Here is a 20,756-nt window from a genome sequence, read left to right as displayed (position 1 = left end):
GCGAGGCAAACTGAACTATATCGTTCAGTTCACATCCGATGTCGAGAAGGTTCAACGATCCGAACCGTCCGCCGGACCGTTAATGATCGAAACATCCTGGCGCTCGCCGGACTCGAGCTTGCCACCCCACATCGCGACGGTCCGGCCGCCGCACAAAGTCACCCGCAGGTCAGCTGGATCGCCGGCCATCACGGGTCCGCCATCCTCCAACCGGCACACCTCCCCGCCCTCAAGGTCCAGTCCCGGCGCGCAGCAGGGCGACTCGCCGGCCGGAACCAGCGCCCGGACCCGTCCATCCTCGATCCTGATGTCACGCAGGCCGTCATGAACCAACGCGTTCTTCAGCCAGAATTTGCCACTGGCGGGAATGCGGGCGAGGCAGCAGGTCGGGGCGCTCATGGGGTTTACCCCTTGTCCGGTCCGGCGGTGTGCGACGCACCAAGGCTGACACAAAATGGTAAAGCAAAACCAGCGGGAGCTTGGCGATTAAGGGTTTACCCCCTCCCCCAGCGCCAGGAACTCCTGGAAATTGGCGCAGCGTCCGGCCCTAAAGGCGGCCTCGTATGCGGCGTTGCGGGCGCGCTTGGCGGCGATGGCCTGCGTGAATCGATGGCGCAGCACCTCGTCCCGGATGCCCAACCCGTCGCCGGCCAGCCGGTCCAGCACATGGCGGTAGCAGCGCTCCGCCCGCTCCCCGCTGTCGGCGGAGAAGGTGATGGAGCCGGCGCGCTGGCGGTATTCATAGAATGGCGTCGCCACCAGCGGCACCGGACCGGCGGAGTCGAGCACCCGGACATTGAACACCACGTCGTCGCAGAAATTCACGTCCTCGTCCCAACCCGGCACCAGATCGCGCCGCACCACCGGGAACATCGGCACGGAGGTCGCCAGGAACCCTTGGCCGTCCAGCCGTGCCGGGGCTTGGCCCTCCTCGTACAGGCACAGCAGCGGCGACTCGTCCTCGTCGCGCACCACGGCGACATTGTCGAAGGCCGCCCCGTGGGCCAGCGCCAGCGGCGCCAGGGCAGACAGGCGTCCGGGGCGGAAACGGTCGTCGGCATCCAGCGGCGCCACCAGCGCCAGCCGCGCCGCCGCCAGCCCGGCATTGCGGGCGGCGGGCGCCCCGGCGCCCACCCGGCCGGTGCCGGTGAAGACCAGCCGCGGGTCGTCCATCCCGGCGGCCTGCAGGGTCGGGCGGTAGTCGGTACCGTCGTCGCTGACGATCACCGCCTCCCAGGCCGTCCAATCCTGGTCCAGCAGGCTTTGCACCGCCCGGACGATGGTGTCGTGGGCGCGGTGGGCGGCGATGATCACCGAAACGCCCGTCACTGTATCGGCGGGCGTCTCGCCGGGAGTCTCGCCTGGCGCGCCCTGCCCCGTTCCAATGCCGTGCATTCCGCCGCCCCCACGCCTACTCGGGCGAGTAGTTTGGCTGCGGGCGGCGAACGGCGTCAATGGGGCAGAGCCGTGTCGTTCCCGTGGCCCGGCCAGGATTTCGAACCGCCCCTTACCTGCTCCACCGCCGCGTGGTAGGAATGGGCGTCGTGCCTGCGGCCTTGGAGGACACCCTCGTGTTCGGCGAGTTGAACAGTGGAACAAGGCCGGAAAACCGTTGCACGGTGTTTCAAACGTTCCAGCCGGCCGCGGCTCCGCCCATCGATTTTGCCCCGCCGGACGTTGAACATGAAGCCCGGACGGGCTATGTGGTGAAGCAGGCAAGGCGCATGCGGCAGCGGGACAGCAGTCGGGGCACCCCTCCGGCAGCGCATCCCGGTCCCGATACCCCGCTTCCGATACCAGGGAGAAGAACATCAATGGCGCAGGTCGGATACACCCGGTTCGACGACGAACCTGAAAAGGAACCGGACGAGAAGTCGAAGGAAAGCGCCCAGCCGCAGTTCGCCGCCGTGCAGCAGAGCCTGTTCAAGGCGCGCACGGTCCTGATCTTCGGTCAGATCGACATGAAGCTGGCGCAGGTCGTCTCGGCCCAGCTGCTGGCGCTCGCCCATGAGAACGACGACGACATCACCGTCGTGGTCAACTCGCCGGGCGGTCATGTCGAAGCGGGCGACACCATCCACGACATGATCCGCTTCATCAAGCCGCGCGTGAAGATGCTGGGCACGGGCTGGGTCGCCAGCGCCGGCTGCCACATCTATCTGGCGGCGAAGAAGGAAGACCGGTTCTGCCTGCCGAACACCCGCTTCCTGATCCACCAGCCCCTGGGCGGAACGGGCGGCCGGGCGACGGACATCGCCATCGAGGCGAAGGAAATCATCCGGATGCGCGAGCGTCTGAACAAGATCATCGCGCGCGAGACCGGGCAGCCGTTCGAAAAGGTCGCCAAGGACACGGATCGGAACTACTGGATGCAAGCCGACGAGGCCAAGGAATACGGCATCGTCAGCCACGTCATCGACACGATGGACGAGCTGAAGTAACCGTTCGTTCAGGTGGGCATTGAAAAGGGGCTTTCCTCCGGCTGGAGGAAAGCCCCTTTTTCTTTCGGCTGTGCGTCAAGCGGCAAGAGCTTTGGAAAAGCTGACCCTCAGACCGAAACGTCCAGCAGCGATCCGCGCTTGCGATACCCTTGCCCGTTCACCTGGGCGGTCAGCGCATTGGCGACGGTGTCCACCGACTGGTTGCCCTGGGTCGCGGTGCGGGTCTCGCGCGTCTGGTCGGCCTTGCCGGCCGCCTGGGGAGCGGCAATGGTCTGGGTACGGACCGGCGGCGCCGTCTGCTGCGCCGCCTGCACCGCCGGAGACATCGCGATCTGCACCGCGGGTGTCTGCGGGTTTGGCTTCAGCGTCTGGAAAGACGGTATGGCCGGGTTGAGTTGCATATAAGAAATATGCGCTCACCCGGCGCAGGATTCAAGAAGCCCAGCCGTAGCTTTCCCCGGCCTCAGGGCGTTTCTGGCACGACCGCGGCCGACGGTGATGGCGTTGCCGCAACCGCCGCTCCCTTCCCCGGCAGCCGCCGGGTCCGCCGCCGTTCCAGTACCACCGCCAGCGCAAGCAGCAGGGCGATGCCGCCCAGATTGACCGCCAGCACCATCGCCGCCCCCTTCCCCGCCATCAGCAGCGCGGTTCCGGTGATGGACAGCACGACCCCGACACAGAAGACCGGCAGCGAGTGCCGCCCGCAGGCGGTCAGAAGCCGCGCGGGCGCCGAGCGCAGCCATGCCGCATCCCGCGGCACCAGCAGCGCCGCCGCACAGGCGAGCGCCAGGAAATGCAGGAGCCGCATCGGGCCCAGCGTGTCCTTGTCCGCCCAGGGGATCGTCTGCTCCGGCAGCCAGCCATGCAGCCCTGCCGGAACCAGCGCCCGGCCGAGGTCGGAGGCCGCCCCCTTCCACAGCGCCATGCCCACCACCACCGCCAGCGCCGCCGTCAGCAGCCAGGGGGAGCGCGGAAGCGTGACCCGGCCGCTGCGCACCACCAGCGCCAGGCTGGTGCCCAGGAAGAACACGCACTGCCAGGCCAGCGGGCTGAAGTTCCAGCTCCCCTCCCACAGGTTGGGCGGCATCAGGCCGGGCGCCGCCTGGGCAAGCAGATAGAGCGCCACCGACCCCGCCACCGCCGCCATGCCGAAGCGGGCATAGGACCACAGGAACAGCGGAGCCGCCGCCACCAGGAGGATGTAGAGCGCCAGGATGTCGAGCGCGAAGGGCAGATACATCAGCACCAGATGCCACGCCATCGCCATGGCCGGGCTGTCGAACAGCGGCGCGAAGCTATGCAGCCGGTTGGAGGCCTCCATCGGCAGATCGCCGACATAGACCGCGAGCGCCACCACCAGCGCGCTGACCAGCATGGTGGCGATGTTGGCCGCCCACAGCTGGCGGCAGCGGCCGAGCGCCTTGCGCTGGCAGGCGGCGAACCCGCGCTCCGCCAGGACCGGGCCATAGGCCAGCGCGATGGCGTAGCCGGAAATGAAGACGAAGATCTCCGCCGAATCGGACGGACCGAACCGGCCGGGCGTCACCTTCGCCAGCGGGTTTCCGCCCACATGGTTGATGAAGATGATCAGAAGGGCCACGCCCTTGAACAGATCGAGCCGGACGTCGCGAGCCTGACGTTGCTGCATGCAGCGGTGCCTCTCCTGCTGTCGCGGGGCTTCCTGCCGGGAAATCGGCCGGGCAGGACTGGCCGCTCACCACCTTCGGCAAGGGCGCACGAATCGCGGCGATGCAGAACCACTGCCGGTCCGGCATCGCCGCGGGGGACGTAGCCCACCATGGCCATTTTCACCGGCCGGGTGTCCAACGCGATGGGGGGATCCTTCCATCGCAGCGCACGAGGGGAAAAGCATTACGCCCTTCTCATGAGAGCTGTGGAAACCAACCCGAAATCGGGCCGATCCGATTGGAGAGGAACCCGCCCATGGCCGCCTTGTTGGGAATGCGCGGGCAAATCCAACCAAAAAGCCGGGAACACCAGACCATGACCGCAGATCCGAACGATCCGCTGCCGCACCCCATGCCGATGTCAGACGTCAGGCGCGGCCCCGGCCGGACCCTGCTGCTGGGCGGGTTCAGCCTGGGGTTCGCACTGGGCGGCTTCTTCGATGGCATCCTGCTGCACCAGATCCTGCAATGGCACCATCTGCTCTCCGGCCTCGCCGACCCGGCCTTCGCCGATATCGGGGTCCAGATCCTCGCGGATGGGCTGTTCCATGCGCTGATGTATGTGATCGCCGCGGTGGGGCTGTGGCTGCTGTGGCGCGGCCGCCGGGGGCTTGCCGAGGTGGGCGGGCGCCGGCTGATGGGCTGGGCACTGGTCGGTTTCGGGGTCTGGCACATGCTGGACGGGCTGATGTCGCACTGGCTTCTGGGGCTGCACCGCATCCGCATGGACGTGGACGACAAGCTGTTCTGGGACCTGCTGTGGTTCTTCGCCTTCGGCGTCGCCGCGGTGGCCGCCGGCTGGTGGCTGACGCGGTCCGATGCCGGCCATCGCAGCGGCGGAGGCATGCGGCGCGCGGCGGCACCGCTTCTGCTGGCGCTGGCGGCCGGAATCGCCGGGGCGGTCGCCGCCCTGCCGCCGCCGGGGGGCACCGCCACGCTTGTGCTGTTCCGCCCCGGCACCGCACCGGCCGAGGCGCTCGCCGCCCTGGCCGCCGTGGATGGCCGCACGGTGTGGAGCGACCCCAGCGGGCGGCTGTGGGCCATCGACCTGCCGGAGGGCGGCAGCGCCCTCGGCCTTTACCGCAAGGGCGCGCTGCTGGTCAGCAACGGCGTGGTGCCCGCCGGGTGCCTGGACTGGTTCAGGCCGGCACCTCGCCCGTCCGGCTCGACCGCGCTCTGACCGGCTTCCTAGGGGTGGGCCGGGCGGCGGGCCGGATGGCAGGCCGCTGCGTCGCCTGGGCGGCCCGTCCGGCCAGCACCGCCTTGCGGACGGTCTGCATCGCCGCGGCCTCGATCTGGCCGATGCGCTGGCGCGACAGATTGAACCGCCGGCTGAGTTCGTCGGCGGTCACCGGTTCGTCCAGCAAGCGGCGCGCGATCAGGATCTGACGGTCGCGTTCGGTCAGCTTCTCCAGTCCCAGGGCGATCAGGCGCTTGTGCTGAAGACGCTCCTCCGTCTCCGCCAGCGCGGTTTCCTGGTCGGCGCGGTCGTCGGCCAGCAGATCCTGCCACTCCATCTCGCCCTCATCGCCCACCGTGGCGTTCAGCGATCGGTCTGCGGTGAGGCGGCGGTTCATCTCCACCACATCGCGTTCCGGAAGGTCCAACTCGGTGGCGATGGCCGCCGCCGCCTCGGGCGACAGGTCGCCGCTGTCCAGTTCCTTCAGCTTGGCCTTCAGGTGGCGCAGGCCGAAGAACAGGGTGCGGTGCGCAGTGGTGGAGCCGATCTTCACCAGCGACCAGTTCTGCAGGACATGGTCCTGGATCGCCGCGCGGATCCACCAGTGGGCATAGGTGGAGAAGCGGAAGCCCTTGTCGGGGTCGAACTTCCGCGCGGCGCGCATCAGCCCGATGTTGCCTTCCGCCACCAGGTCCGCCAGCGGCAGCCCATAGCGCCGGAAGCGCTTGGCCACGCCGACGACCAGACGCAGATGCCCGCCGATCAGCCGGTCCAGCGCCTCGGCATCGTCATGGTCGCGCCAGCGGCGGGCAAGTTCCCGCTCCTCCTCGGCAGTGAGGATGTCGTAGCGGCGCATGTCCTTCAGGAATAGGGTCAGCGGTTCGGCCGACGGGGTTTGGGGAAGCGGTAGGTTCCTGTTCGGCATGGAAAACTCCCTGCCCCGACCGCCCATCGCTCTGCAAGGCCGCCGCCCGCCCTCCCGGTCAGCCGCAGACCGGGCAGGGTTCGGGTCGGTCGGCGTCTGGCCCGGAGCCGGCCGCCGTCGCGCCGATGCGCGGGGAAGCGTCGCACAAAGGACGCCAATTTCAAGGATGTCGGGGACCACGCTGATGTGGGTTCTTATGCAGACGAATCAAGGCCCCCGCAGTCCTTCGACAGCCCTCTACCCCTCCGTTGCGGGCCGGACGCGGGCCTCGGCCGGGCGCCGCCGCAGGCGTTCGGTCAGGCGCTGGAAGGCGACGAACAGCACCGGCACGAAGATGATGCCGATCACCGTCGCCGCCACCATGCCGCCGAAGACGGTGGTGCCGATCGACCGCCGGCTGGCCGCTCCGGCGCCGGTGGCGATCAGCAACGGCACCGTGCCCAGGATGAAGGCCAGCGCCGTCATCAGGACGGCGCGGAAGCGCTGGCGGGCGCCGGCCACCGCGGCATCGACGATGGATCGGCCGTCTGCCCGCTGTTCCCGCGCGAACTCCACGATCAGGATGGCGTTCTTCGCCGCCAGACCGACCAGAAGCACCAAACCGATCTGCGCATAGATGTCGTTCGGGATCCCGGCGACCCACAGCCCGACGCCGGCCCCCAGCACGGCGACGGCCACCGACAACAGCACCGCCAGCGGCACCAGCCAGTCCTCGTACTGCGCCACGAGGAACAGGTAGCCGAATAGCAGGGCCAGACCGAACACCATCAGGCCCTGGTTGCCGACTTGGCTCTCCTGATAGGACAGGCCGGTCCACTCGGTGGCATAGCCCTGCGGCAGGGTGTTCTTTGCCACCGCCTGCATCCCGGTCAGCGCCTGACCGGTGCTGATGGCGGCCGCCGGCTGCCCGTTGACCGAGGCGGACATGAACTGGTTGTAGCGGGTGATGCTGTCGGGCGCGAGCGTGGTGCGAACCGTGACGAGGCTGCGCAGCGGCACCATGTCGCCGGTCTGGCTGCGGACATAGAGTTGGTCGATCTGCTTCACCTGATCGCGATAGCCGGCGGCGTCCTGCACCTTCACCTGAAAGACACGGCCATACAGGTTGAAATCATTGACGTAGCTGGCGCCGAGATGGGCCTGCAACGTGGTGAAGATGTCGGCCGGCGAGACCCCCAGCAGCGAGGCACGGGTGCGGTCCACGTCCAGGTACAGGTGCGGCACTTCCGCGCTGTAGGTGCTGAACACCGCCTGCAGGTTCGGGTCCTGGTTGGCGGCGACCAGCAAGCCTCGCAGCACGGCTCCCAACTCCTGCGGGGTCTGGCCGCCGGTGGCGAGCACGCGCAGGTCGAAGCCGCCGGTGGCCCCCAGCCCGGGGATGGAGGGCGGGTTGAAGGCGGTCACCGTCGCCTGCGGCATCGCGCCGAAGCGCGGGCGCAGGCTGCCGATGATGGCGTCGACGGTCTGATCGCTCCCCCGCTCCGCCCAGGGCTTGAGCGACACGATCACGAGACCGACGTTGGAGCCCTGGCCGCTGAGGATGCTGAAGCCCGAGATGGCGATGACGTCGGCGACCCCTGGTTCCTGCCTGATGGTTTCGCTGACGCGGTCCATCACGGCCTGGGTCCGGGTGACCGACGCGGCGCTGGGAAGCTGTACGTTGACGAAGAAATAGCCTTGGTCTTCCGCCGGCAGGAAGGCGGTGGGCAAGGCCCGCAGCAGGGCGAAGGCGCCGGCGGTGATCGCCACGAACAGCAGCAGCCCGACGATCAGCCGTCGCCCCAGCCCATGGACCAGCCGGCCATAGCCGTCACGCACCCGGTCCAGCCCGCGATTGAAGGCTGCCAGCGGCCGCCAGGGCGCCGTCGGCGGACGCAGCAGCAGGCCGCACAGCGCCGGGCTGAGCGTCAGCGAATTGATGCCGGAGATGATGAAGGACGCCGCGATGGTGACGGCAAACTGGCGGTAGAGCTGCCCGGTGATGCCCGGCAGGAAGGCCACCGGCACGAACACCGCCGCCAGCACCAGGGTGGAGGCGACGATGGCGCCGCTGACCTGCCCCATCGCCCTGGCCGACGCCTCCCTTGCGGAAAGCTCGGGATGCTCCTCCATCACGCGGCGGACATTCTCCACCACCACGATGGCGTCGTCGACGACGAGGCCGATGGCGAGGATCAGCGCGAACAGCGTGATGGTGTTGGCGCTGTAGCCCAGAACCAGCAGAACGGCGAAGACGCCGATGATCGACACCGGGATCGCCAGCGTCGGGATCAGCGTCGCCCGCCAGTCCTGCAGGAAGACGTAGATGACCACCACCACCAGCAGGAAGGTGATGCCGAGCGTCAGCACGATCTCTTCGATGGTCGCGGTGACGAAGTTGGTGGTGTTGAAGACGACCGCGTATTCCAGCCCCTCGGGGAAGCGCTGCGACAGGCGCTGCAGTTCCGCCTGGACGGAGTTGGCGACATCCAAGGCGTTGGCGCCCGGCGACTGGTAGACCACCAGCGTCGCCGCTGGCGCGCCGTTCAGCTTGGACGAGGAGGTGTAGGACTGCGCCCCAAGCTCCACCCGCGCCACGTCGCCGACGCGGACGATGCCGCCATTCTCGTTGCTGCGGATGATGATGTTGGCGAATTCCTGCGGATCGTTAAGGCGACCGCGGGCGATGATGGTCAACTGCTGCTGCTGGTCGCCGCCGATGGGCGGCGCGCCGATCTGGCCGGCGGGCGCCTGGACATTCTGCTTCTGGATGGCGCCGACCACGTCCGTCGCGGTGATGCCCAGCGCCGTCATGCGGTCCGGATTCATCCAGATGCGCATGCTGTAGTCCAGCGCGCCCAGCACCTGCGCCTCGCCGACACCGGGAACGCGGGCGATGGAATCGCGCAGGTTCAGGCTGGCATAGTTGGAGATGAAGATCGGATCGAACGTGCCGCCGGGCGAATAGACGTTCACCGCCATCAGCATGTTGGACGACTGCCGGCGCACGGTGACGCCCTGGCGCGTCACTTCCGATGGCAAGCTCGCGGTGGCGAGCGACATGCGGTTCTGCACGTTCACCGCGGCGATGTCGGGATCGGTGCCGGGGGCGAAGGTGATGGTCAGCGAATAGCTGCCGGTGTCCGTGCTGGTGGAGGACATGTAGAGCATGCCCTCCACGCCGTTCACCTGCGATTCGATGGGGGCGGCGACGCTGTCGGCCACCACCTGGGCATTGGCGCCGGGATATGTCGCCGACACCTGGACGGTCGGCGGGGTGATCGACGGATATTGCGCGACCGGGATGGCGGTCAGCGCCAGGAAGCCGGCGATCAGGGTGACGACAGCGATGACGATCGCCAGATTCGGGCGGCGGATGAAGAGCGCGGAGAACATCGCCTCACTCCTTCGCCGCACCGGAGCCGGCACCGTTCGCCGGAGCGGCACCGCTGCTGCCGGCCGCAGCCGCGGGAGACGGGGAAGCGCCCGCCTGCGCGTGGTCGGCCATCTGCTCCGCCGGGGTGGGCTGCACGACCATGCCCGGACGCACCTTCTGCACGCCGCCGACCACCACGGTCTCGCCGGCGGTCAGGCCCTTTTCCACCACCAGGGACTGGTCGACCTGCGCCCCGGTCTGCACCGGGCGGCGCTGCACCCTGTTCTGGTCGTCGAGCACCAGGACGTAGCTGCCCTGCTGGTCCTGTTGGATGGAGGCGACGGGCACCACCGGCCGCTGTTCCGGCTGGTCGCGGCGAATCTGTACGGTCACATACTGGCCGGGCAGCAGAAGGCGTTGCGGGTTGGCGAAGGTGGCGCGGATGCTGACGGTGCCGGTCTGCGGATCGACGCGGTTGTTGGCGAACTCGATCTGGCCCTGTTCGGCATAGTCGCTGCCGTCGGGCAGGACCAGAGTCGGCACGTATTTCTCTGCCGCCGCCTGGGCCGGCTGCCGCGCGTCGAACCGGCGCTGGAAAGCCAGCATGTCGCGGTCGGCGACCGAGAAGACGACGCGGATGGGGTCGAGCTGCACCACCGTCGCCAGCACGCCGGTGGACGGGTTGACGAGGTTGCCCTGGGTCACAGCCGTGGCGCCGATGCGGCCGTCCACCGGGCTGGCAATGCGGGTGTAGCCGAGATTGATCTCCGCCGTGCGGACCTGCGCCTGGTTCATCATCACGTCCGCCTGGGCGGCGTCGCGGTCGGCCAGCGCCTGATCCAGCTGCGCCTGCGAGACGTTGCCGCGCTGCCGCAGCTCGTCGGCACGGGCATAGGCGCGCTCCGCCTCGCGCAGCTTGGCCTCTGCACTGGCGAGCTGCGCCTTGGCGCTGTCGAGCGACGCCTGATAGGGCGCCGGCTCGATCACATAGAGCAGGTCGCCCTCATGGACGTCCTGCCCCTCCTGGAAGGCGACCTGCTCCACGGTGCCTTCGACCCGCGGCCTTGCATCGAAGGAGCGGATCGCCTCGATCCGGCCGATGAACTCCGTCGCCGGGGCCACGTCGCGGTTCTGCACCGGCACGGTTGTCACCGCAGGCGGCGGCGCAGTCTGGCCGGCGCCCGGCTGCCCCTGCCCCATGGCGGCTCCGGAGACGGACAGCCCCGCCAGCACGGCCGCGCATAGGGTGGGAAGGACGCGGGCGCGGCAGGGATGGGCGGCGGGCATCACGGTCTCCGGCGACATTTCCGACTGGCCCATAACCGGCTGGATGTCCGATCGGCCATGCGCGGAACAACACCCCAGCCGGCGTTCTGCTCCCTCCCCTTACGGTCAATCGGGCTGAAACGTCGCCTTACCGGGAACATCCCGCGGCCCCGGTCATTGGACAGGGCGGAGAGATCCCGGATTCCGCGAGGCCACGCCATGCCGACAGACGCCCTTCCCTTCGTCCCCTACTGCGGCGTCCCCCCGGTGCCGGGTGACTTGCCGACGGCCTGGAACACCGATCCATGGCTGTTGGCCGTCTTCGTCCTGGCGGCGGCCGGGCTGGCGACGGTTACGCGCCGGATGCAGGCGGCAGGCGGCGCTTCCGGGCACCGGCCCTGGTGCCTCGCCGCCGGCTGGCTGGTGCTGGGCATCGCCTTCGTCTCTCCCCTGTGCAACCTCACCTCCGCCCTGTTCTCCGCCCGCGTCGCCCAGCATCTGCTGACCGTGCAGGTCGCGGCTCCGCTGTTCGTGCTCGGCTGGCCGGCCGGGGCGGTGCGCTGGCCGGGCTGGCTTCGGACTGTGGTCAGGCCGCTGGAACGGCCGGAGCTTGCCTGGGGCCTGTTCGGCATCTCGCTGTGGGTCTGGCATCTGCCGGGTCCCTACATGGCGGCGCTGGCGAATGACGCCGTGCTGTGGCTGATGCACGGCACGCTGTTCGCCGGAGCGGTGGCGGCGTGGAGGAGCGTGCTGGCGCCCGCCGGGAACGCCATGCGCCTGCGCGGGCTGCTGGCGGCCTTCGGCACCTCGGTCCATCTGGCGATGCTGGCAGGCCTGCTGATCTTCGCCGGGACACCGCTGTTCCCCTACCACCTGACCACCACCGCGGCCTGGGGCCTGTCGCCGCTGGCCGACCAGCAGCTGGGCGGGCTGATCATGGGGGTGGTCGGGTCGCTGGCCTATGTGGCACTGGTGCTGGCCGGTGCGGCGCGCTGGCTGCGGCAGAGCGCCGATGATCGGATTTGGGACGATCGGATCAAAGACGGCCGGCTCTCCGGCGGAAAGGCCGGGTGAGGGCATGCGGCGCACCCTGACGACCCTCGCCCTGGCGGCGGTGGCAGCCGGCATCGGCGGGCTGCTGTTCGCGTGGTCCGGCCTCTACAGCGTCGCGGCGACCAAGGAGCACTGGACGCCCGTCGAGATGTTCTTCGAGATGGCGATGCGCAGTTCGGTCGAGACGCATGCCGCCTTCGTCGAAGAGCCGCCCGACCTGAACGACCCGGCGCTGATCCGCCGCGGCGCCGGCCATTACGAGGACGGCTGCGCCCCCTGCCACGGTGCGCCCGACGCGCCGCGCAACCCGATCTCCCGCCACATGATGCCGGAGCCGCCCTATCTGCCGAACCAGGTGGCGGAGTGGGAGCCGCGGGAGCTGTACTGGATCACGCTGAACGGCATCAAATACGCCGGCATGCCGGCCTGGCCGGCGCAGCAGCGCAAGGACGAGCCCTGGGCGGTTACCGCCTTTCTCCTGCGGATAAAAGGGATGAGCGCGGAAGAATATCGCGGCCTCGCTTTCGGCGGGACCCAGCCGGATGGGCGTGCCCGCGTGGCCGATCTGACCGGCCCCGTCAGCGGCCCGGAAACCGGCCGGCTGGGCGAGACGCTGCAGGACTGCGCCCGCTGCCACGGGCGCGACGGCAATGGCGGGGCCGACGGCGCCTTCCCGCGGCTCGCCGGGCAGTCGGCGGACTACCTGTTCGAGACGCTGCGCGCCTACGCCCAGGGCAACCGCTTCAGCGGCATCATGCAGCCCGTCGCCGCCGGCCTGGACGAGGAGGCCATCCGCGCGCTGGCCGACCATTACGCCGCCCAAAAGCCTGCAATGCCAAGCTTTGCAGCCGTGGTTCCCGATCCGAAGCTGCTGGAACTGGGCCGCCGGGTCGCGGAGTCCGGCGATCCGGGACGGGGCGTCGCCGCCTGCTCCGGCTGTCATGAAGGGGCGGGCGACAGCCGCCATGCCCGCGACCCGCGCTATCCCACGCTGGACGGCCTGCATGCCTCCTACATCGCCGGCCAGCTGCGGCTGTGGCGCGACGAGGCGCGCGGCAACACGGCGCTGTCCCGCATCATGGAGGCCGCCGTCCGCCGGATGACCGACGAACAGATCGACGCCGTCGCCGAGTATTACTCCCGCCGCGCTCACGGTGACGCCATGGTGAACGGGGATGACGGAAAATCCTGAGACGACGCCAGGGAACAAGAAGGCCCGCTGTTGATTGTTCATCACATGACCCAGCTGTCGCTTGCCGTGCGGCAGGACAGTACAGGCCGCACCGGGCGGCGGGTCGCCAACATCGAAGCGTAATCGAGAAGGATGGCAACCATGCGTGGGATTTCGAAGATCGTCATGACCGCCACGGCAGCCGGCGCCCTGTTCGCGCTCAGCGCCTGCGGCAGCACGGAGACCTCGCGGACGGCGACCGGTGCGGGCAGCGGTGCCGTGGCCGGTGCCGTCGTCGGTGGCCCGGTCGGTGCGGTGGTCGGTGGCGTCGGCGGCGCCGTTGCCGGCAACAGCATGGACGAAAGCCTGAGCAAGAAGACCGACCGCGTGACCGACCGTGCGACCAAGGAGGTCCGGGAAGAGACGTCGGGCAGCGGCTCCGACCGTTCGTCGACCCGCCGCTCCGGCAGCATGGCCTCCAGCAACCTCAGCAACGAACAGGTGCGCGAAATCCAGCAGGCGCTGAACGACCGCACCGATGGCCGCGACGTTGCCGTCGACGGCGTGTGGGGCGCGAACACCCGCCGCGCCCTGATGCAGTTCCAGCGCGAGAACGGCCTGCGCGCCACCGGCCGCGCCGACGAGCAGACCATGGCCGCGCTGAACCTGAGCGGCAGCACCAGCAACACCGGCACCGCCGGCGGCACGGGCACGACCGGCAACACGGGCACCGGCACGACGGGGACCACGGGTACGACGGGCACCACCGGCACCGTGCCGAGCGACACCCCGCAGAACCAGAGCACCCCGCAGGGCTCCATGGGCCAGACCGGCACTCAGCAGTAACTCCAGCAGCCAGGGTCTTCTGAAACCGCAACGCCGGTTTCGAGACATCCGCGGCGGCCCCTCCGGCCGCCGCCGGTGCCTCGAAGCCGGCGAAGCCTTTTTCAGGGTTTCGGCATCACCCGCAGGCCGGCACCAGCAGGGCCGGCAGTCCGACCCACAGGATGGCGACCAGTGCCGAGCCCGCCCCGGTAACCACGAACCAGCGGGCGAAGCGGCGCGGATCGGCGGAGGCGACATGCCCGGCCGGACCGCTTCCGCGCAGCGCCATCACCAGCAGGATCGCGACCCAGGCCATCGCGAGGACCGTCGCGGCGATGACTAGTGCCGCCGACATCGGATAGCCGAACAGCATCGCCCCGTCCGGTGCCCGCGCGCAGACCGCGCCGTTGATGGCATAGACCAGGCCGAAATGCCCGGCCCAGATCAGGAAGGGCGCCAGCATCGCGCCGAAGGTAACGGGAAAGCTGCGGCCCGACATGATGCCCCCTTTCAAATCGCCAGACGTGGGAACAGGTGGAGAAGCAGCAGGGCGATCGTCCCCTGCGCCGCGCTGTACCAGCCCATCAGCAGGGTGTTGTCGAAGGTCACCCGCCGCTCCGCATGCAGAAGCCCGGCGGCCGAGCGGGCCAGCGTGTAGCCCAGCATCAGCGTCATCACCGCCACATGGAAGGCCTGCCACGCCACCAGCATGTAGGTGATGGCGCCATAGGCGCTGGCCGCGCCGACGAGGCCGGTCCCGATCTGGGCGTTGGCGTCCAGCAGGATGCCGCCGACCATCGCCGCCCAGGCCAGGATCAGGCCGATGCGGACGCGGCCGTGCCGGTTGCGGTCGACGGACTTGCGCGCCCATCCGATGGCCAGCGCCGACAGCCCCCACAGCGCCAGGCCGCCGGCCAGCCAGGGCAGTCCCGGCAACCCGTCTCCACCCGTGGGCCAGACGTCCGGGCTGACCGTCCACAGGAACAGGTAGGTGAAGATCAGGCAGGCGAAGGCGGTGCCGTCCACCAGCAGGAGGACCACCACGCCCCACCAGGAATGGTTCTTCGGCCCCTGGATATAGACCGGCACGCGCCAGCCGCCGCCGACATCCTGCGGCGGGTGGTCGGCACCGGTGTCGAGGCCCCACAGCCACCAGATCACCATGGCGATGGCCAGCACCGCCGGGACCAGCGAGGGATAATACCACTGCACGGTCAGGCACAGGAAATGCGCGGCCGTGAACAGCCCGGCCAGGAACGGCCCCCAATGTGGCCCCGGCAGCGGCATCAGGTATTGCGGCTTGGCCTCGATCGGGCTGGTGACGATGGTCTCGCGCCGGCCGGTCGGGGCGCCGGGCAGGAAATGGGCGCCCTCACGCACCTCGCGCGGCAGGTCCGGCTTGTCCCACAGGGGATAGAGGCTGGTGACGTGCGGGATGCTGCGCGTGGCGTAGAGCTCGTTCGGCAGCCATTCCAGCGTCCCGGCGTTCCACGGGTTGTCGGACGCCTTCTCCCCGCCGCCGAAGGCGCTGCGCGCAATGTCGACCAGCACCAGCAGCACGCCCAAGGCAAGCACGAAGGAACCCACCGTGGAGATCATGTTCAGCAGGTTCCAGCCGAGATCGCCGGGATAGGTGTAGACCCGCCGCGGCATGCCCAGCAGGCCGCTGATGTGCATGGGGAAGAAGGCGACGTTGAAACCGATGAACATCAGCCAGAAGGCCCAGCGCCCCAGCCGCTCCGACAGCAGCCGGCCGTTCAGCGTCGGCCACCAGTGGTAAAGCCCGGCGAAGACCGGGAACACCATGCCGCCGATCAGCACGTAATGCAGATGCGCGACGATGAAGTAGCTGTCATGGGCCTGCCAGTCGAAGGGCACCACCGCCACCATCACGCCGGTCAGCCCGCCCAGCACGAAGATGAACAGGAAGCCGAACAGGAAATGGGTGGCGACCGTCCACTGCACCCGCCCCGCCCCCAGCGTGGCGATCCAGGCGAACACCTGTATGCCGCTTGGCACCGCCACCGCCATGCTGGCGGCGGAAAAGAAGCTGAGCGACAGCGACGGGATGCCGGTAGCGAACATGTGGTGGACCCACAGGCCGAAGCTGAAGAACCCGGTGCCGACCAGCGCCAGCACCACCCAGTCATGCCCCACCAGGGGCCGGCGGGCCAGCGTCGGCACCATCATCGACACCAGACCGGCCGCCGGCAGGAAGATGATGTAGACCTCCGGATGGCCGAAGAACCAGAACAGATGCTGCCAAAGCAGCGGGTCGCCGCCCCGCTCCGCGATGAAGAACGGCCAGTGGAAGGCGCGCTCGATCTCCAGCAGGGCGGTGGCGACGATGACGGCGGGGAAGGCGAAGATGATCATTCCCGCCATCACCAGCATCGACCAGGCATAGATCGGCAGCTTGTCCAGCGTCATGCCGGGCGGACGGGTGCGCAGGATGCCGACCACGATCTCGATGGCGCCGGCGATGGCCGAGATTTCGATGAAGCCGATGCCGAGCAGCCAGAAATCGGCGTTGATGCCGGGCGAATGCTCGTAGCTGGTCAGCGGCGGATACATGAACCAGCCGCCGTCGGGCGCCGCGTCGAAGATCAGCGAGCAGAAGAAGGAGATGCCGCCGAAGAAATAGGCCCAGAAGGCGAAGGCCGACAGCCGGGGAAAGGGCAGGTCGCGCGCCGCCAGCATGGAGGGAAGCAGGAAGACGCCGATGGCCTCGACGATCGGCACGGCGAACAGGAACATCATTCCGGTGCCGTGGACCGTGAAGAACTGGTTGTAGGTGCCATGGTCGAGCAGGTCGTTTCCGGGCATCGCCAGCTGCAGCCGCATCACCAGCGCCAGCACCCCGGAGATCAGGAAGAACAGCAGCGCGGTGCCGATGTACCAGACGCCGACCTTGGTATTGTTCACCGCGGTGACGCGCGCGATCCCCTGCGGCAGACGCCAGAGGCGGCGCAGTTCCTCTTCCTCCCCCGGCGGTCGGGGCATGGGGCTGGGTGTGGGCCGGCCACCGGTGAACTCGTCGCGGGGCTCGTCGGTGCGCAGCGTCATTTCAGGCTCTCCAGCCAGGCGGCCATGGCATGCAGGGTCTCGCCGTCGGTCACGTCGAAGGACGGCATGCGGTTCTCGGGCTTGATGTGCTGGGCGCCGGCGATCCAGGCGGCGATGGTCTCCACCCGCGTCGGCAGCGTCCCGGCGGCGAGCGAGGCGCGCGCGCCGATGCGGCTGAGGTCCGGCCCGACCAGCCCGTCCGCCTCCGTGCCGCGCACCGCATGGCAGGATTGGCAACCGAGCGCGAAGAAGGCATCGCGGCCGCGCACCAGCTCCGGCGTCGGCGGTTCCGGCACCGGGCGGCGCTGTGCCGCCATCCAGGCGTCGAACTCGTCCGGAGGCAGGACACGGACGTCGAAGGCCATCAGGGCATGCTGCGCCCCGCAATATTCGGCGCATTGGCCGCGGTAGAGCCCTGGCCGCTGCGCCACCACCGGCAGGCGGTTCACATGGCCGGGGATCATGTCGATCTTGCCGGCGAGGCTGGGCACCCAGAAGCTGTGGATGACGTCGGCGCTGGCGACCCGCAGCTCCACCGGCCGGCCGGCCGGCAGCACGATCTCGTTGGCGGCGCGCAACGGCTCCTGCCCCGGCACGAGGTAGCGGACGTCCCACCACCACATCAGCCCGGTGACCTCCACCACGAAGGCGGGTTCCGGCGCCAGCGTCGCCAGTCGGCGGGCCAGGGCGAATTCATGCAGCTGGAGTGCGGTCAGCGTGACGACCGGGAACAGGATGCCGCCGCCGATCACCCAGGCCTTGCGGCCGGGAAACCGCTCCGGCCGGACGAAGGCGGCATAGAGCGCCAGCGCCATCACCGCCAGGAAGATCGCGGCCCCGCCGATGAACAGGATCCAGCTGGTGACCAGGATCTCCTGCGCGCTGACGCCGGCCGCATCCAGCGCCGACTGCCTCCCCTCGCACCCGGCAAGCGCCAGAACCACCGCCGGCAAGACCGGCCGCAGTGGATTTCGCGCTGTTCGCCGGCTCGGCCCGTCCATGCCACCTCCTCCCGTCAACGGGGGAGGCTCATCGCCCCTCGCCCCATTTCCCCACCCCCAGGTTCCCACCAGGGTCAACACAGCAGAGGCTCGGCGGTTTCCTCGGCACCTCATCTTCCTTTGGGTGGCGCGGAAACCTGTGCGTGGCCGTAAGCGTTGACCCTGGAATGCGGGCCGCGACGACCGTGCGGCGGGGTTGGGGAGACGATGCATGACAGCCGATGCCGGCCGGCCGGACGCCGCCACACCGGAAAGGCCCACCTACGAGGACAACCGCTCCTTCCTCGTCGGACTGGCGCGCGCCTTCGCCGGGGCGCTGATCTTCTCGCTGCCGATGCTGATGACGATGGAGATGTGGTGGATCGGCTTCACCATGACGCCCTGGCGGCTGGTGCTGCTGCTGGTCCTGCTGATCCCGCTGCTGATCGGCCTGTCGGTGGTCAGCGGCTTCAAGACCAACGCCAGCCTGCGCGACGACATCGCCGATGCCTTCGTCGCCATCGCGGTGGCGGTGACGATGTCGGCCGTCATCCTCGGCATCTTCAAGGTCCTGACACTCGACATGCCCGCGCGCGAGCTGATCGGCAAGATCGCGCTGCAGAGCTTCCCCGCCGCCATCGGCGCCATGCTGGCCCGCGACCAGCTGGGCGAGAAGACGGCCGAGAGCACGCAACGCCAGGATTCCATGACATACGGGCAGGAACTGTTCCTGATGGGCGTCGGCGCGCTCTTCCTCGGCCTCAACGTCGCCCCGACGGAGGAGATGGTCCTGCTGTCCTACATGATGGACCCGTGGCGGGAGATCGCGCTTCTGCTGCTGTCGCTCGTCCTGATGCACGCCTTCGTCTATGCGGTTGAGCTCCCCGGCGGGTCGAAGCCGCCCGGCGGCGTGGGGTTCTGGAGTTTGTTCCTGCGCTTCACCGTCGTCGGCTACGTCATCGTGCTGTCGATCTGCCTCTACCTGCTGTGGACCTTCGGCCGGACCGACGGCACGGGACTGGCCGAGATCATCAGCGCCACCGTCGTCCTGGGCTTCCCCTGCGCCATCGGCGCGGCGTCCGCCCGGCTGATCCTGTGACCGGAAGGAAGGGCACCACCATGACCCCGCAAGGCGGACCGGCACCCCTGCGCAAGGACGCCGTGACGGAGCAGACCCGGCCTTCACCGCAAAAGGCGGACCGGGACAAGAACAGTACCAAGGCGGAGCGTGCAGCGCCGACTTCCCCCCTGGAATGGGTGGCGGCGGGCATCGGCGCCCTGCTGATCGCCGCCATGATCGCCTACATGGTGCAGTACGGCCTCCGGGAGGAAGGTGAAGTGCCCGGCAGGATCGACATCACCGTGGTGGAGACCCAGGTCGGCGGCCATGGCCACACCGTCCGCTTCCAGATCCGCAACCGCACGACCGCCACCGCCGCCACCCTGCGCGTGCGTGGCGAGCTGCGGTCCGGCGACCGCGTGGTCGAAGCGGTGGAGGCCGAGTTCGACTATCTCCCGCCCTACTCCGAACGCTTCGGCGGCCTGATCTTCCAGCAGGACCCAGCCCGCTTCGATCTGCGCATCATCCCCACCAGCTACAGCGAACCGTAGCGCTCCCTGCCGGTCCTATCGGTCCAGCCATGTCCGTCCGAATGATCGACAGCGGCGCGCGTCGTGGTTAAATAGCGCCTATTCAACCAACGGCACCACCCATGCCCGGGAGCGGTGCAGACGCAGGGCGGGACAGGACGGCCATGGACAAGCTTCACGCGATGCGCGTCTTCGTTCGGGTTGTGGAGGCCAACAGCTTCACCAAGGCGGCCGATACGCTGGGGCTGCCGCGCGCCTCCGTCACCACCACCATCCAGAACCTGGAGGCGTCGCTGGGCGTCCGGCTTCTGCAGCGGACGACGCGCAAGCTGAACCTGACGCTGGACGGCGCCGCCTATCTGGAGGGGGCCACCCGCATCCTGCAGGAACTGGAGGAGGTCGAATCCTCCTTCACCAGCGCGCGCAAGACGCCGCGCGGCCGGCTGCGCGTGGACATGCCGGGCTCCATCGGGCGGCTGGTCATCATCCCGGCGATCCACGAGTTCCACAGCGCCTATCCCGACATCGAACTGATGCTGGGACTCAGCGACCGGCCCATCGACCTGATCCAGGAGGGGGTGGACTGCGTGCTGCGCGTCGGCGAGCTTCAGGACTCCAGCCTGATCGCCCGGCGGGTCGGCGCCTTCCGATCGGTGACCTGCGCCAGCCCGTCCTATCTCGCCGCCCATGGCACGCCGAAGACGCTGGACGAGCTGCAAAGCCATGTCGCCGTCAAGTATTTCACCCGGACCGGCAAGGTCCACGAGCCCAGCTTCGAGCGCGACGGGGTGGAGCGCGAGGTGAAGATGTCCGGCACCGTCTCCGTTAACGACGCCGACGCCTACGTAACCTGCGGGGTGGAAGGGCTGGGGATCATCCAGCCCGCCCGCTTCATGGCCCTGCCCCACCTGCGCAGCGGCGCCCTGGTGGAAATCCTGCCAGACTGGCGCCCGGCCCTGATGCCGATCTCCGCCCTCTATCCGCAGAACCGCCACCTGTCGCCCAAAGTGCGGGTCTTCGTCGACTGGGTGGCGGAGATCTTCGAACGCTGCCCGCTGATGCAGGGGGAGGATGTGCCGATCGATGCCTGCCGCGGCGAGGCCCACCGGCCCAAGATGCCGGAGAAGGCGCAGAAACTGCCGGTCGCCGTCGATTCCATCGCCATGGACCAGGAGGGTGCCTGCCTCTGCGTCGTGTGAGCCAGGCACGTCCCGAT

Annotated in this window: 18 protein-coding genes; 8 read left to right on the top strand and 10 right to left on the bottom strand. The window is 68.9% G+C overall.

The features are described 5' to 3' along the window. Positions 1 to 51: 51 nt before the first annotated feature. The gene (locus ACWPKK_RS15150; protein WP_452005553.1) at positions 52 to 399 is read right to left on the bottom strand and encodes a hypothetical protein; all 348 of its coding nucleotides are present in this window, start codon (positions 397 to 399) and stop codon (positions 52 to 54) included. Positions 400 to 486: 87 nt separating this feature from the next. After that, the gene (locus ACWPKK_RS15145; RefSeq protein WP_452005550.1) at positions 487 to 1,395 is read right to left on the bottom strand and encodes a glycosyltransferase; all 909 of its coding nucleotides are present in this window, start codon (positions 1,393 to 1,395) and stop codon (positions 487 to 489) included. A 419-nt stretch (positions 1,396 to 1,814) separates the two neighbouring features. On the opposite strand from ACWPKK_RS15145, the gene ACWPKK_RS15140 reads away from it, so the two are divergent. Next, entirely contained in the window at positions 1,815 to 2,441 is a 627-nt protein-coding gene (locus ACWPKK_RS15140) for an ATP-dependent Clp protease proteolytic subunit (RefSeq protein WP_014188474.1), read from the top strand. Between the two features lie 107 nt (positions 2,442 to 2,548). Here the strand turns inward: ACWPKK_RS15140 and ACWPKK_RS15135 are convergent, their stop codons facing one another. Together ACWPKK_RS15135 and ACWPKK_RS15130 are read right to left on the bottom strand one after the other, a co-directional pair. After that, on the bottom strand, positions 2,549 to 2,842 hold the full coding sequence (locus ACWPKK_RS15135) for a hypothetical protein (RefSeq protein ID WP_324866886.1): 294 nt from the start codon (positions 2,840 to 2,842) through the stop codon (positions 2,549 to 2,551). Between the two features lie 62 nt (positions 2,843 to 2,904). Further along, a complete protein-coding gene (locus tag ACWPKK_RS15130; RefSeq protein WP_452005546.1) occupies positions 2,905 to 4,089 on the bottom strand; it encodes an OpgC family protein in 1,185 nt (394 codons plus the stop codon). 356 nt (positions 4,090 to 4,445) lie between these two features. Here ACWPKK_RS15130 and ACWPKK_RS15125 point away from each other — a divergent pair, with 356 nt between their 5' ends. After that, positions 4,446 to 5,309, top strand: a complete 864-nt coding sequence (locus ACWPKK_RS15125; RefSeq protein ID WP_452005543.1) for a DUF2243 domain-containing protein — start codon at positions 4,446 to 4,448, stop codon at positions 5,307 to 5,309. On the opposite strand, the gene ACWPKK_RS15120 is transcribed toward ACWPKK_RS15125, so the two are convergent. The 3 genes from ACWPKK_RS15120 to ACWPKK_RS15110 all read right to left on the bottom strand — a co-directional run bounded on the left by ACWPKK_RS15120 (position 5,269) and on the right by ACWPKK_RS15110 (position 10,876). After that, the gene (locus ACWPKK_RS15120) at positions 5,269 to 6,234 is read right to left on the bottom strand and encodes an RNA polymerase factor sigma-32 (protein WP_452005540.1); all 966 of its coding nucleotides are present in this window, start codon (positions 6,232 to 6,234) and stop codon (positions 5,269 to 5,271) included. The genes ACWPKK_RS15125 and ACWPKK_RS15120 overlap by 41 nt on opposite strands. Positions 6,235 to 6,471: 237 nt before the next feature. Then, positions 6,472 to 9,609 (bottom strand): efflux RND transporter permease subunit, encoded by a 3,138-nt coding sequence (locus tag ACWPKK_RS15115; RefSeq protein ID WP_452005537.1) that lies wholly within the window; start codon positions 9,607 to 9,609, stop codon positions 6,472 to 6,474. 4 nt (positions 9,610 to 9,613) lie between these two features. Beyond that, positions 9,614 to 10,876 (bottom strand): efflux RND transporter periplasmic adaptor subunit, encoded by a 1,263-nt coding sequence (locus tag ACWPKK_RS15110; protein WP_452005534.1) that lies wholly within the window; start codon positions 10,874 to 10,876, stop codon positions 9,614 to 9,616. Positions 10,877 to 11,074: 198 nt separating this feature from the next. Between ACWPKK_RS15110 and ACWPKK_RS15105 the strand changes: the two genes are divergently transcribed. The 3 genes from ACWPKK_RS15105 (at position 11,075) to ACWPKK_RS15095 (ending at position 13,925) form a co-directional block, all read left to right on the top strand. Further along, positions 11,075 to 11,929, top strand: a complete 855-nt coding sequence (locus ACWPKK_RS15105) for a cytochrome c oxidase assembly protein (RefSeq protein WP_452005531.1) — start codon at positions 11,075 to 11,077, stop codon at positions 11,927 to 11,929. 4 nt (positions 11,930 to 11,933) lie between these two features. Further along, positions 11,934 to 13,100 (top strand): c-type cytochrome, encoded by a 1,167-nt coding sequence (locus tag ACWPKK_RS15100; RefSeq protein ID WP_452005528.1) that lies wholly within the window; start codon positions 11,934 to 11,936, stop codon positions 13,098 to 13,100. Positions 13,101 to 13,241: 141 nt separating this feature from the next. Then, positions 13,242 to 13,925: a peptidoglycan-binding domain-containing protein gene (locus ACWPKK_RS15095; RefSeq protein ID WP_452005525.1), complete on the top strand. Its 684-nt coding sequence runs from the start codon at positions 13,242 to 13,244 to the stop codon at positions 13,923 to 13,925. A 115-nt stretch (positions 13,926 to 14,040) separates the two neighbouring features. On the opposite strand, the gene ACWPKK_RS15090 is transcribed toward ACWPKK_RS15095, so the two are convergent. The 3 genes from ACWPKK_RS15090 to coxB are packed head-to-tail and all read right to left on the bottom strand — an operon-like array spanning position 14,041 to position 17,971. Beyond that, on the bottom strand, positions 14,041 to 14,403 hold the full coding sequence (locus tag ACWPKK_RS15090; RefSeq protein WP_324866868.1) for a hypothetical protein: 363 nt from the start codon (positions 14,401 to 14,403) through the stop codon (positions 14,041 to 14,043). Positions 14,404 to 14,414: 11 nt separating this feature from the next. Further along, entirely contained in the window at positions 14,415 to 16,970 is a 2,556-nt protein-coding gene (gene ctaD, locus ACWPKK_RS15085; RefSeq protein WP_452005522.1) for a cytochrome c oxidase subunit I, read from the bottom strand. After that, positions 16,967 to 17,971 carry a cytochrome c oxidase subunit II gene (gene coxB, locus ACWPKK_RS15080; RefSeq protein ID WP_452005520.1) on the bottom strand — a complete coding sequence of 335 codons (1,005 nt, stop codon included), beginning with the start codon at positions 17,969 to 17,971 and terminating at the stop codon, positions 16,967 to 16,969. The genes ctaD and coxB overlap by 4 nt, the downstream gene beginning before the upstream one ends. A gap of 211 nt (positions 17,972 to 18,182) precedes the next feature. Here coxB and ACWPKK_RS15075 point away from each other — a divergent pair, with 211 nt between their 5' ends. The 3 genes from ACWPKK_RS15075 (at position 18,183) to ACWPKK_RS15065 (ending at position 20,739) form a co-directional block, all read left to right on the top strand. Beyond that, positions 18,183 to 19,049: a TIGR02587 family membrane protein gene (locus ACWPKK_RS15075; RefSeq protein ID WP_452005517.1), complete on the top strand. Its 867-nt coding sequence runs from the start codon at positions 18,183 to 18,185 to the stop codon at positions 19,047 to 19,049. A gap of 20 nt (positions 19,050 to 19,069) precedes the next feature. Then, entirely contained in the window at positions 19,070 to 19,561 is a 492-nt protein-coding gene (locus ACWPKK_RS15070; RefSeq protein WP_452005514.1) for a TIGR02588 family protein, read from the top strand. Positions 19,562 to 19,704: 143 nt separating this feature from the next. Continuing rightward, the gene (locus tag ACWPKK_RS15065) at positions 19,705 to 20,739 is read left to right on the top strand and encodes a LysR family transcriptional regulator (protein WP_452005511.1); all 1,035 of its coding nucleotides are present in this window, start codon (positions 19,705 to 19,707) and stop codon (positions 20,737 to 20,739) included. Positions 20,740 to 20,756 lie beyond the last annotated feature (17 nt).

It is taken from the genome of Azospirillum largimobile, assembly GCF_977007025.2.
This window is presented reverse-complemented; position numbering and strand designations above follow the sequence as displayed.